The organism is Marinobacter suaedae (genome assembly GCF_030519635.1).
Taxonomy (GTDB): domain Bacteria; phylum Pseudomonadota; class Gammaproteobacteria; order Pseudomonadales; family Oleiphilaceae; genus Marinobacter; species Marinobacter suaedae.
In genome coordinates, this window is record NZ_JAUMIS010000001.1 from 1917211 (window position 1) to 1929574 (window position 12364).

13 protein-coding genes are annotated in these 12364 nt (G+C 57.7%); 5 read left to right on the plus strand and 8 right to left on the minus strand.

What is annotated here, in order from left to right; translation table 11 throughout:
* Positions 1-34: 34 nt before the first annotated feature.
* Genes hemL through QVZ43_RS08765 form a run of 5 tightly spaced genes read right to left on the minus strand, consistent with a single transcriptional unit; the run spans position 35 to position 4996 of the window.
* Complete coding sequence (gene hemL / locus QVZ43_RS08745) at positions 35-1315, minus strand: glutamate-1-semialdehyde 2,1-aminomutase (RefSeq protein ID WP_302909614.1); 1281 nt, start codon at positions 1313-1315, stop codon at positions 35-37.
* A 14-nt stretch (positions 1316-1329) separates the two neighbouring features.
* A complete protein-coding gene (thiE, locus tag QVZ43_RS08750) occupies positions 1330-2010 on the minus strand; it encodes a thiamine phosphate synthase (RefSeq protein WP_420890908.1) in 681 nt (226 codons plus the stop codon).
* Complete coding sequence (gene thiD, locus QVZ43_RS08755; RefSeq protein WP_302909662.1) at positions 1998-2756, minus strand: bifunctional hydroxymethylpyrimidine kinase/phosphomethylpyrimidine kinase; 759 nt, start codon at positions 2754-2756, stop codon at positions 1998-2000. Before thiD ends, thiE begins: the two co-directional genes overlap by 13 nt.
* A gap of 41 nt (positions 2757-2797) precedes the next feature.
* Entirely contained in the window at positions 2798-3220 is a 423-nt protein-coding gene (hemJ, locus tag QVZ43_RS08760; protein ID WP_302909616.1) for a protoporphyrinogen oxidase HemJ, read from the minus strand.
* Positions 3221-3223: 3 nt separating this feature from the next.
* A complete protein-coding gene (locus QVZ43_RS08765) occupies positions 3224-4996 on the minus strand; it encodes a chloride channel protein (RefSeq protein WP_302909663.1) in 1773 nt (590 codons plus the stop codon).
* A gap of 150 nt (positions 4997-5146) precedes the next feature.
* On the opposite strand from QVZ43_RS08765, the gene argC reads away from it, so the two are divergent.
* From argC to erpA, 4 genes are all read left to right on the plus strand, one after another.
* A complete protein-coding gene (gene argC / locus QVZ43_RS08770) occupies positions 5147-6184 on the plus strand; it encodes an N-acetyl-gamma-glutamyl-phosphate reductase (RefSeq protein WP_223795926.1) in 1038 nt (345 codons plus the stop codon).
* 8 nt (positions 6185-6192) lie between these two features.
* Complete coding sequence (locus QVZ43_RS08775) at positions 6193-6933, plus strand: DUF6776 family protein (protein WP_223795927.1); 741 nt, start codon at positions 6193-6195, stop codon at positions 6931-6933.
* A gap of 1 nt (position 6934) precedes the next feature.
* Positions 6935-7408, plus strand: coding sequence for a bactofilin family protein (locus tag QVZ43_RS08780; protein WP_302909617.1), 474 nt, complete (start codon positions 6935-6937; stop codon positions 7406-7408).
* Positions 7409-7493: 85 nt separating this feature from the next.
* Complete coding sequence (erpA, locus tag QVZ43_RS08785) at positions 7494-7826, plus strand: iron-sulfur cluster insertion protein ErpA (protein ID WP_223795937.1); 333 nt, start codon at positions 7494-7496, stop codon at positions 7824-7826.
* 73 nt (positions 7827-7899) lie between these two features.
* Here erpA and QVZ43_RS08790 read toward each other — a convergent pair whose 3' ends face one another.
* A complete protein-coding gene (locus QVZ43_RS08790) occupies positions 7900-8997 on the minus strand; it encodes an anhydro-N-acetylmuramic acid kinase (RefSeq protein ID WP_223795929.1) in 1098 nt (365 codons plus the stop codon).
* A 5-nt stretch (positions 8998-9002) separates the two neighbouring features.
* Entirely contained in the window at positions 9003-10406 is a 1404-nt protein-coding gene (locus QVZ43_RS08795) for an OapA family protein (protein ID WP_223795930.1), read from the minus strand.
* 305 nt (positions 10407-10711) lie between these two features.
* Here QVZ43_RS08795 and tyrS point away from each other — a divergent pair, with 305 nt between their 5' ends.
* Positions 10712-11914, plus strand: coding sequence for a tyrosine--tRNA ligase (tyrS, locus tag QVZ43_RS08800; RefSeq protein ID WP_302909618.1), 1203 nt, complete (start codon positions 10712-10714; stop codon positions 11912-11914).
* Here tyrS and QVZ43_RS08805 read toward each other — a convergent pair.
* Positions 11907-12364 (minus strand): hypothetical protein (locus QVZ43_RS08805; protein WP_302909619.1); only part of this gene is annotated, 458 nt, incomplete at its 5' end. The two genes, tyrS and QVZ43_RS08805, sit on opposite strands and share 8 nt — an antisense overlap.

Here is a 12364-nt window from a genome sequence, read left to right on the forward strand (position 1 = left end):
GGCATCGAGCCAGGCGCGCATCCGGAAGGTGTGCTTACAGGGTAGCCATCACCTTGCGAGCCGCGACAATGGTGTGTTCGATGTCATCGTCGGTCAGTGCCGCGCTGGTGAAGCCTGCTTCGAACGCTGAGGGTGCCAGGTAGACGCCTTCCTTCAGCATGCCCTGGAAGAATCGCTTGAAGCGTTCCACATCGCACGCCATCACCTGATCAAACCGGGTCACTGACGGTTCGTCGGTAAAGAAGAAACCGAACATGGCGCCGGCGCCCTGCACGGTGAGCGGGATGCCGGCCTCATCAGCGGCAGCCTTGATGCCATCACGGACCGCGTTGGTTTTTTCGGTCAGGCGGTCGTGGAAGCCGGGCTCGGAAATGGCGTTGAGTGTCGCTAGACCCGCGCGCATCGCCAGCGGGTTACCGCTCAATGTGCCGGCCTGATAGACCGGGCCAAGTGGCGCGATGTGCTCCATGATCTCGCGCTTGCCGCCAAAGGCGCCGACCGGCAGGCCACCACCGATGACTTTACCGAGGGCGGTCAGATCGGGCGTTACGCCGTAATAGCCCTGAGCCCCGCCCAGGGACACCCGGAATCCGGTCATGACTTCGTCAAAGATGAGTACTGTACCGTGCTCGTCGCATACCTCGCGCAGACCCTCCAGGAAACCGGGTACTGGCGGGATGCAGTTCATGTTGCCGGCCACCGGCTCAACGATAATGGCGGCAATCTGATCGCCCATTTGGGCGAAGGTTTCCCGGACGCCGTCGATGTCGTTGAAGTTCAGGGTCAGGGTGTGCTCGGCCAGGCTGGCCGGAATACCGGGTGAGTTGGGAACACCCAGCGTCAGGGCGCCGGAGCCGGCTTTCACCAGCAAGGAATCCACGTGCCCGTGGTAGCAACCCTCAAACTTCACGATCTTGTCGCGACCGGTGTAGCCCCGGGCCAGGCGAATTGCGCTCATGGTCGCTTCCGTGCCGGAGTTGACCATGCGTACCAGATCAATAGATGGCACCAGTTCGCAGACCTTCTGGGCCATGTCGGTTTCGATGGCGGTTGGGGCTCCGTAGCCAATGCCCATATCGACCTGGGCGTGCAGGGCTTCCTTGATCCGAGGATCGGCATGCCCGAGGATCATCGGACCCCAGGACCCGATGTAGTCAATGTAGCGACGGTCGTCCTCGTCGAACAGGTAGGCACCTTCGGCGTGCTTGAAGAAAATTGGGGTGCCGCCCACGCCCCGAAAAGCCCGGACCGGGGAATTCACCCCGCCAGGAATGTATTTCTGGGCTTCCGTGAACAGCGTTTCGGAATGTGTCATGGGTGTTTTTCCTGTTATCTGGGTAATGAAAAAAGAGGATGATGTTGTTCAAACAGCCGGGAGAACTTCTTCGCCCGCTGCTCGATGTCGTCGATAGAACCACCGAACAGGCCGCCAATCACCGCCAGCAGATCAGCGCCGGCTTGAATCAGCGGCGTACCATTGTCGATGGTGATGCCACCGATGGCGGAGACCGGACGACCGAATGCTTTTGCCCTGGTCAGAACCGAGGCCCGTGCGGCCGGGGCGTCCGGTTTGGTTCCGGATGGGAAAAAACGGCCAAAGGCCAGATAGTCCGCGCCCGCTTCGCAAGCGTTGGCGGCCAGCTCCAGCTCTGAATGGCAGGTCACCCCAATGATGGCTTGTTCACCAAGGATGCTCCGTGCCCGGGTGGCCGCCATGTCGCCCTGGCCGAGATGAACACCGGCTGCTCCGCAGCGCCGAGCCAGGTCGGCATCGTCGTTGATCAGCAGCGGCACGCCGGCATTCCGGCACAGGGCCTGCAGATCCCGGGCTTGCCTGAGGCGTTCGGCCTCCGGCGCCTGCTTTTCCCGGTATTGTATCAAAACCGCCCCACCGCGCAGTGCGGCTTCTACGGAGGCAAGCAGAGTATCCGGTGGGGTCAGGGTTGTGTCTGTCACGGCATACAGGCCGGGACGCAAGCCTTTGCTCATCGCCTTACTCACCGTTCCCAGGGAATACCCCGGTCCGGCACTGGCTGGCCTTTGCCCACTTCCAGTGCGTGCAGGATGGCCCGGTGCACGTAGTTCTGTGCCTGGGAGATGGCCGCCCGGGGTGACAGGCCGCAGGCGCGACCAGCGGCGATGGCGGCTGCCAGGGTGCAGCCGGTGCCGTGATAGACCCCACCCACGCGCTCGACTTCCCAGCTCATGGGTTCCGGAGCGTGGTTGAACAGGGTGTTGGTGATGTGGATTCCCGTGCCATGACCGCCGGTGGCGAGTACGGAGGAACAGCCTGCGTCCAGCAGCTTCCGGGCCGCCAGCTCGGGATTGGCATCATCCCCGAGAATCGCCAGCTCTTCCCCATTCGGAGTGATCATTTCAGCCAGCGGGAACAGGCGCTCCTTCATGGCCTTGACCAGGTCCGTGTCCGCCAGGTCGCCGCCGCCGGCGGCCTTGATCACCGGGTCGGTAATCACCGGCGCGTCTGGATAGTCTTTGAGGAAGTCCACCAGCACATCGACAATGGCTGCGTTGCCCAGCGCGCCGGTTTTCACGGCGTGGATCGGTGTATCGCCGACCAGGCATGTCAGCTGCCGCCGAATCAGCTCGGCGTCCACAGCCTCTGCCTCATACACGTTAACGGTATCCTGGACGGTCAGGCAGGTGACGACTGGCAGTGGATGACAGCCCAGCGACGTGCAGGCCTGGATATCGGCCTGAATGCCGGCGCCGCCGGATGGATCCAGACCGGACAGGATCAGGACCTGGGGGCGATTGTGCAGTTTGATGGCGCGACTCCTCAGAACGGTTTGACGACGACCAGTATGACCACCGCGAGCAACACCAGCACCGGCAGTTCATTGAACCAGCGATAGAACACGTGACTGCGCTGATTCTGATCATCCCGGAACACTTTGACCAGATGGCCGCAATAGAAATGATAGGCAATCAGTAACGCCACAAGCAGCAGTTTGGCGTGCATCCACCCCTGGGAAACGTAACCCGATGGGTTGTAGCCGATCAGCCACAGGCCCAGAATCACGGTGGCAATCATGGATGGGGTGGTGATACCCCGATACAGTTTCCGCTCCATGATCTTGAACCGCTCGCGGCCTGCCGTGTCCTCGCAGTTGGCGTGGTACACGAACAGCCGGGGCAGGTAGAACAGGCCGGCGAACCAGCACACCATCGCGATAATATGAAAGGCCTTGACCCACAGCATGTATCAGCTCCGTCGGTATTGGTAGTAACTTTCGATGTCGGATTTCAGCACGATGCCGTAGATCCGCTGAATCATCGGTGCCACGTGCCTTTGCACGTACAGCGCCTCGGCGTTGGTGGTGTCGAACTGGTGCAACGCTTCTTCCAGCGTGGCCTGGTACTGGACCGGGGCTACATCCCGTCGATTGGCCGGGATGTTCATCAGGTCGATGGATTCCAAGGGCGCCCGGTCGGCATGCTCCGGCTTCTCATTGTCCTCAAGGAAGCGTGCCAGATCGACCGCAGGCAGCACCGACGTCGGGCCATTTTTACCCTCAACCACCAGCCACTTGGGCTCAGATTTCAGGGTTTCCCTGGCCTGCTCCGGACTGAGGTGCCGCTCGGTCCGCAAAATGTTCCGTTCCATAATCGCGCCGACTGAAACCCGCCGCAGTGCCTGAATCACCGGGGAGTTCTGATAGCTGAGTCCCTGGCTCTTGAGAATGGTCAGAAACAGGGATTTCTTGCCGAACACTTCACTGGTCACCAGGGTGGCGGTGGTGATGATCAACATACCCGGCAGAATGATATTGGGGTTCCGGGTGAGTTCCATCAATGCCATCAGCGCGGCCAGGGGCGCCTGAAGCACCGCCCCCATCATTGCCCCCATGCCCAGCATGGCGTAAAAGCCGACCGACGAGGCTTGCTGCGGCGCGATCACGGCGCCGATCAGCCCCATCGCAGCCCCCAGTGTGGCCCCCATGAACAGGGTGGGGCCAATCACACCGCTGGGCATGCCCAGTCCAATGGTGAGCGAGGTGCTGAGGAGCTTGGCAATGCCGACGATCAGCAGGAACCAGAAACCAAGTTGACCATTGATGGTGTCGTTGACCGTGTCGTAGCCGATGCCCATGGTCTGCGGTACCACAAGCGCAAACGGCACCATGATCAACCCGGCCACTGCGATCCTGCCCAGTACCGGCCGCTTGTGAAAACGCCCCATGGTATCCACCAGGTGAATGAACAACGCGGCTGCCACGCCAATGACCAGGGCAATGGCCAGTATCCAGGGGATCTCCAGCAAAGAGTTCATAGTCAGGGCGGGGACGTTGAATGCCGGCTCCGGACCGTAGACCGCGTGGGTCACTACGGCCGCACTTACGGCGGCCAGGATGATCGGGGTAAAGCCGGCGATGGTGTACTCCATCATCACCACTTCCATGGCAAAGATAACTCCCGATATCGGCGTGTTGAAGGACGCGGAAATGGCGGCAGCGCAGCCGCAGGCGACCAGAGTTCGGATGCTGTTGTTGGGCAGGCGCATCCACTGACCCATCATGCTGGAAAACGTCGCGCCAAGATGAACAGCCGGGCCCTCACGGCCGGAAGACTGACCGGTGATGACTGTCGCGACGCCCGAGACAAACTGCACCACCGCACTGCGAAAGGACATGTAGCCCTGGTGATAGTTCAGCCGTTCCATGACGTGAACAATCCCCACCTTGCGATCATTGATGGCCAGGCGATGAAGCATCAGGCCTAGTAACAGAGCGCCAGCCATTGGCAGCACACCACGGGTGAGCGGTGTCAGCTCCTCAAAGGATTCGGCACTTGCCCCAGGCAGAAAGTGCTCCAGTGGCCACTCTATGGCGAAGCGAAACACCAGGATCACCGCACCGGTAATGATGCCAGACAGCAGTCCCAGGACAGCCAGTTGGGGTAAGGCATCAACGCCGGACAGACGGTTTCGGAAAGCCGTCGTCGCGTAGTCGGTTATATGTCGCCAGAATTTATGGATCAACGCAGGGATTCCGCTTGTTTACTGTGGGGTTACAGCATTTTCTGGCAACATTGTAACGGTAGGCTGGCGGGCTGCAATAAGTCATTGGTTTATCATGGTAGACTACGCCTCAATCAACACACTCAAACCGCGTCGCTGGAGTACAACGTGATAAAAGCAGGCATCGTAGGTGGAACAGGCTATACCGGAGTGGAATTGCTCCGGCTGCTGGCTACCCACCCGGAGGTTTCCGTCAGTTGCATTACCTCCCGTTCGGAAGCCGGTTTGCCGGTAGCCGATCTGTATCCGAATCTGCGGGGGCACTACGACCTGGCCTTTTCCGAGCCCGATGCCGACATGCTGAAGGCCTGCGATGTGGTATTTTTTGCCACCCCTCATGGTGTTGCCATGCGTATGGCGCCCGAGCTGATCGCTGCCGGTGTACGGGTGGTGGACTTGTCGGCGGACTTCCGTCTAAAAGACCTTGAAGTCTGGGCCAACTGGTATGGCATGCCCCATGAAAGTGCTGAATGGGCGGACAAGGCGGTATATGGGCTGCCGGAAGTGGCGCGCGACGCCATTCGGGAGGCGCAGTTGGTGGCAAATCCGGGGTGTTACCCCACCGCTATCCAGCTGGGATTCCTGCCGCTGGTGGAGAACGATCTGGTGGATCCGGCTCGCCTGATTGCCGATGCGAAATCCGGGGCCAGTGGCGCCGGTCGTCAGGGCAAAGTCGGCATGTTGCACGGTGAAGTTGGTGAAAGCTTCAAGGCCTACGGCGCTTCCGGGCACCGGCACCTGCCCGAGATCCGGCAGGGGCTGTCAGAGGCGGCCGGGGTTTCCGTGGGAGTGACGTTTGTCCCGCACCTGGTTCCGATGATTCGCGGCATCGAGGCAACCCTGTATGCCGAGCTGAAGGATCCGACCGATTTTGGTCGTCTCCAGGATCTGTTTGAAGATCGCTTCCGCAATGAGCCGTTTGTCGATGTCATGCCTCAGGGCAGTCACCCGGAAACCCGCAGTGTGCGCGGAGCCAATCATTGCCGTATGGCTCTGCACCGGCAGGAGGACAGTAATATCGTGATCGTCTCCTCCGTGATCGACAATCTGGTGAAAGGGGCGGCCGGCCAAGCGGTTCAGAACATGAATATCATGTTCGGACTGACGGAAACCCAGGGGCTGGATGCCCCGGCGTTTCTGCCGTAGGGGGTTCTGTGGTCGACAAGCGTAAGCCGGAACAGGAATATGTGGTTGTTCGGCATCGTCCCGGGTATCGGGTGCGACGTACCCTGATACTGCTGACGTTCAGCCTGCTCGCGGGAGCGATCGGTTTCACCGTGGGCATGTCTCAGGGGGGCTTTCGGTTCTCTGCTGTGGCTGCCTCCAACGAGGTGCTGGCGGATGAACTGGAGACGCTTCAGGACAAGTACGCGGAAACTAGCCAGCAGCTGGCTAATCTGGATCGCGGACGGCTCATTGATAAACAGGCCCTCAACCGTGCCCGAACCACCATTGTTGAGCTCGAAACCCAGATCGCATCACTGAAATCCGATCTGACTTTCTATAAAAACATCATGGCCCCCTCCGAGACCAGCAAAGGTCTCCAGGTGGACAGCTTCACTCTGGCCAGCGACCCGCAGCCGGGTGCCTACGATTTCAAGCTGACACTGACCCAGGTGGGTAATAATAAAAGCTACATCGCAGGTGTGGTGGCAGTGAATGTCATCGGCCTGCGCGACGAAGAAAAAGAAGTCATCGCCTTGCGCGACCTGTCTCAGGATATCGAGGACCTCGGTGTGAAATTCCGCTTCCGTTATTTCCAGGATGTGGAGGGGTTGCTCGTGTTACCGGAAGGGTTTGAACCGCGTGAAGTGCAAGTAGTGGCGCGAGCTCAAAGTAAGAAATCCTCGCAGGCAGAACGAACTTTCGATTGGGATGACTTAACGGAGAATTAACATGCTTCGCAAGAAAAAGCAGAAACCCCGGCGTCCGGCTGGCAATTTTGACACGCTGATTTCTGCCAAGACCACGGTCGATGGCGACATCACGTTTTCCGGCGGCTTGCACGTTGACGGGCAAGTGCGTGGGAAAGTGGTGGCGGAAGAAGGCAGCGAAGCGGTGCTGCGTATTTCCGAGATTGGCGACATTGCCGGCGACATCGTGGCCCCGCACGTGATTATCAATGGCAAGGTCCACGGCGACGTTTATTCTTCCACTCATCTCGAGCTGGCAGAAAACGCCGCGATCAGCGGTAACGTCTATTACAACCTGATCGAGATGGCCATGGGCGCCTCGGTCAACGGCAATCTCGTGCATCAGCAGGAACCGGTTGGATTGCTGACCGATGCCTCGAGCAAGCGTAAGGCTGACAAGGCACCTGAGGCCGAAGCAGCGCTCGCCGGTGCCGAGGATGGTGGTAAATCCGAATAGTTGATTGTTTTAGTCGGGAATACGATACTTTTCACCATTGTTCTAAACCATTCCGGAGGCAAAGTTGAGCGTTGTTCAGCAGCAAATGGCCGCACCACTTTTCTTCAGCGACAGTGCCGTTGCCAAGGTGCGGGAACTGGTTGAGGAAGAGGAAAACCCGAAACTCAAGCTTCGGGTGTTTGTCACTGGCGGTGGCTGCTCCGGCTTCCAGTATGGCTTCTCATTCGATGAAGAGCAGGATGAGGAAGACACCGTGGTTGAGCGCGATGGTGTGAGTCTGCTGGTGGACCCGATGAGCTACCAGTATCTTGTAGGTGCCACCATCGAATATCAGGAAGGTCTGCAGGGCTCGCAGTTTGTGGTGCAAAACCCCAATGCCAGTGCCACCTGCGGGTGTGGCAGCTCGTTCTCGATCTGATCGTAACCCTGAAAGTAAAAAAGGAGAGCAAGAGCTCTCCTTTTTTTTGTTTCTGCCCTTTTTATATCGGGTCTCAGGCCTGGTATATCGCCCCGAGGATGCGTTCACCTTTGGCTCCCGTAACGTCTGGAAGGTTTCCTGAGCGTCCGGATAGCGCTCGCTCGGCCAGCCACGCAAACGCGACCGGCTCAACCCACTGAGGATCGAGCCCCAATTCGCTGGTCAATGATACTTTGGTCGGTTGCAGCGCTTTAGCCAGTTCCGACATCAGTAGCGGGTTTTTCGTTCCTCCTCCACACACGTAAATCTGCGAGTTCGATGCATCCGGTAGCTGGCGGACAATGCTTTCAACAGTGAGTTGCAGAAGTGTGCGCTGTACATCCGCCGGGCCCAGGTCCTCATGCCGCTGGATCATTGTTTTCACCCAGCCCAGGTTGAAACGCTCCTTTCCAGTGCTCTTCGGCGCAGGCCGGGTAAAATAGGCATCGGACAACATGTCTTCCAACAGGCGTTTGTCTACCATGCCCTCTTGCGCCCAGTGGCCATCGGAGTCGTAGGGGAGGCCAAGTTGATTGTGGCACCATGCGTCAATCAGCGCATTGGCAGGGCCTGTGTCAAAACCGGTGATTGGTTGCTGACCAGTGCATGGAATCCAGGTGATGTTGGCAATGCCGCCTAGATTCAGGATGCATCGGTCCTGATCTGCTGAGCCAAAGAATGCCTTGTGAAACGCGGGGACCAAAGGTGCACCCTGACCACCGGCCGCTATATCCCGGCGCCTGAAGTCGGCAATGGTTGTAATACCGGTTTTTTCTGCAATTACCGCCGGATTGCCGATCTGGATGGAGAACGGTGCGAAGCCATCGGGTTGATGGCGGATAGTCTGGCCATGGCTGCCTATGGCGCGAATCGACGGGCGGTCGATGCCCGATCGTTCGATCACTTGGTTGGCGGCGTCGGCAAACAGTGAGCCGATGATTGTATCGAGTTCTCCAACTTCATCCGGCGATCCCTGGTTCTGGCTAACTGCCAGAAGCCGGTGCCGGATGTTGTCGGGAAAACTGAGAGTTTGGGTTCCGTGAAGGTTCACGGTCGGGCCATCAAAGGACACCAGCACAGCGTCGATGCCGTCCATGCTGGTGCCCGACATCAGGCCGAGCCAAGCGTCCATGTCTGTTACTCGTCGGTCGCGAGAGCGAGTTGCTGATAGTTCTCGCGGAAAGTTTCCAGTCGTGCCAGGTGCTGCTGGGTGTGTTCCTTGAAGCGAGCCAGTTCAGTCGCTGGTACCGGCTTCGCTTCCGGCAGCTTAACCCTGCGTGAGTTACGTGGCACACCGTTGACCCGGAACTCGTAATGCAGGTGCGGGCCGGTCACCATGCCGGAAGCGCCAACGTAACCAATGGTCTCGCCCTGCTTGACCCGGGCACCTTTCTTGATGCCTTTGCCCAGGCGGCTCATGTGGGCGTACAGGGTGGTAATGTTGTCGCCGTGCTGCAGAACAACGGTTCGGCCATAGCCACCTTTCCAGCCGGCAAACTGAACGCGCCCAACGCCTGCCGCTTTAATCGGCGTGCCGGTCGGGGCGCCGTAGTCGGTTCCCTCGTGGGGGCGAACCACGTTCAAGACCGGGTGACGACGCTGAAGGTTAAACGGCGAAGAAACCCGCGCGTTGATCGGTGTGCGCAGGAACGCCTTACGCATGCTCTTGCCGTCGGGAGCGTAGTAGTCGCTGTCTCCGTTGCTGTCGGTATACAGCAGCGCGACGTTTTCCTCGCCCTGGTTAATGAAGCGAGCGGAGAGGATGCGACCGTTCTCGAGTTTTTCACCATCAAGGAACAGTTCTTCATACACCACTTCAAACTGATCGCCCTGGCGAACGTCGTAAACAAAGTCGATGTTCCAGCCAAAAATACCGGCCAGTTCCATGGTCAATCGATCGTTCAGTCCGGCTTCCCGAGCGGCCAGGTAAAGGGAGCCGTCAATGGTGCCAGATGCGAACGCCTGCTGGACTTCCGGTTCGCGGATTACGCTTTTGCCCGAGTAGCCCTCGTCTGTTTTTTCAATCATCAGCGATTCAAGCTTGCTGCGCTGAAGCTCGACAGCCGCCAGCTCACCAACGGAATCCCGGGCAAAGCGGATGGTCTCCCCGGCGTACAGGCGCTGGAGTTCGTCGGCTTTGCCGTCACCATGAATGACCGACAGCATGATGCCGTCGTTGAGGCCGGCCTTCTTGAACAGGGAAGACAGGGTGTCCCCTGATTTGATTTTATAGGTTTGCCAGTCGAGTAGTGGCGCCGGGGGTGTCTCGGGCTCTGCCGGCTGGGCGGCGGTCTGTGTCACAGCGGCCTGCTGTTCCTGAGCGGGTGTCTGCGCGTCAACCGTGGCGACTTCCTCGGAATTCTTTGCGGTAGAAGCCTGTGCCGGGCCACTTACGGTCGCTGTTCCCTGATTCAGGTCGAGCGAGTAAGACATGCGTTTGGCCTCTACATCAGAGCTTGGGCTCATCAGCACAGCGGAAGTCACTAAAACCGTCGCTGTTGCGGCAATGGTAATGTGGGTCTTGGGAAACATATTAAACACGTATCGCACCCGTTTTAATCGGTATTCCGGCAGTTTAAATTGCCTATTTAAAGCTGTGGTTCAAGTGAGAAACCAACAGGTTACCGTATAAAATGCATGCGGGACAGCGTGGAACATTACGGTAACTGTTCCATCCTCCGGATTTCTTTAGACGGCGTTGCTATAATGTGCCGCCTTACCAGTTCAGTATTGTACAAAAACTGACCGAATGCACTTTAGCAGGAGTGTGGGTAACTCACAGATTTCTTTTGTAGAAGTCTGTAACCAAGCGATTCCAACTAGATCTAATTGGGGATGTGTTGTTCATGTCATCTATCGATGAGGCGTTGGCCGTAATCAAGCGCGGCGTTGACGAACTGATTCCGGAAGAAGGGCTGATTGAAAAGCTGAAGGAGGGGCGGCCGCTGCGCATCAAGGCTGGATTTGATCCCACGGCTCCGGACCTGCACCTCGGGCATACCGTCCTTATTAATAAGCTGCGTCAGTTTCAGGATCTTGGGCATGAGGTCATTTTTCTGATTGGCGATTTTACCGGGATGATCGGCGATCCCACCGGCAAGAGTGCGACTCGTCCGCCGTTGACTGAGCGGCAGGTTGCCGATAACGCCGTGAGCTATAAAGAGCAGGTGTTCAAGATTCTTGATCCGGCCAAGACGCGTGTGGTGTTCAATTCCGAGTGGATGGGCAAGATGAGCGCGGCCGACATGATCAAGCTGGCCGGGCAGTATACGGTTGCCCGTATGCTCGAGCGTGACGATTTCACCAAGCGTTACAGGGCAGAGCAGTCCATCGCCATCCATGAGTTTCTCTACCCGCTGGTTCAGGGATACGATTCCGTCGCGCTGGAGGCCGATGTTGAGCTTGGCGGTACCGATCAGAAGTTTAATCTTCTGATGGGGCGTATCCTTCAGAAGCATTATGGCCAAACTCCACAGGCCATCCTCACCATGCCTATCCTTGAGGGGCTCGATGGTGTCCAGAAGATGTCGAAGTCGCTGGGTAACTATGTGGGTGTGAATGATGCCCCGGGAGAGATGTACACCAAGCTTCTCTCAATGCCCGATGAGCTGCTGTGGCGCTACTTTGAATTGCTGAGCTTGCGTCCCATGGATGAGGTTGAGGGTTTCCGTAAGGCGGTCGAGTCGGGCGCGAATCCCCAGGACTATAAAAAGCTCTTTGCGGAAGAAATTATTACCCGCTTCCACAGCGAAGAGGCGGCTAAGAATGCTCACAAGTCCGCCGGCAATCGCGTAGCGCATGGTGAGATTCCGGAAGACGTGCCAGCGGTTGAGGTTTCTCTCGATGGTCAGTCAGAAATTCCTATGGCGGCGGTTCTTCGTCTGGCAGGTCTGGTGAAAAACGGTGCGGCGGCACGTGATGTTCTTGGTCGTGGTGCTGTTTATGTCGACGGTCAGCAGTTTGAGGGTAATCGCCTCTTTAAAGAAGGTGATGAGTGTGTGATCCAGGCTGGCAAGAAGAAGATTGCTCGAGTTTTGATCACTACATAGGTGTTTTCCGCCGGATTTGAGGTTTTCTCAAATCCGGCGTTGACAGTTTTCCTGAGGGCTGTAGAATGCGCCCCACTTCTGACGGACACGACGCCAAACGGGGTCGGTTCGGAAGCGGCAACTGCCTGAAAAGGTTGGAGAAATTTGAGTTTTCAAGTTCTTCAAAAAGGTGGTTGACAGGGCGGCGGTTCACTGTAGAATGCGCGCCTCGCTCTTCGGAGCAAGCCGGACGATTTGAGTAGTTTGAACGCTTGTTGAAAGCCTCGAAAATTACTTCAAAACAACGGTTGACAAGGTGGCGGTTCACTGTAGAATACGCGGCCTTGATGAGCAACGGCTCAACGTTCTTTAAAAAGTTAACCAAGTAATTCGTGTGGGCGCTGGCCGAGGTATTTCGGATACGAAATATCAGGACAGTGACTCGTCGAAATTGAGTTTTGTCTTGAGCAA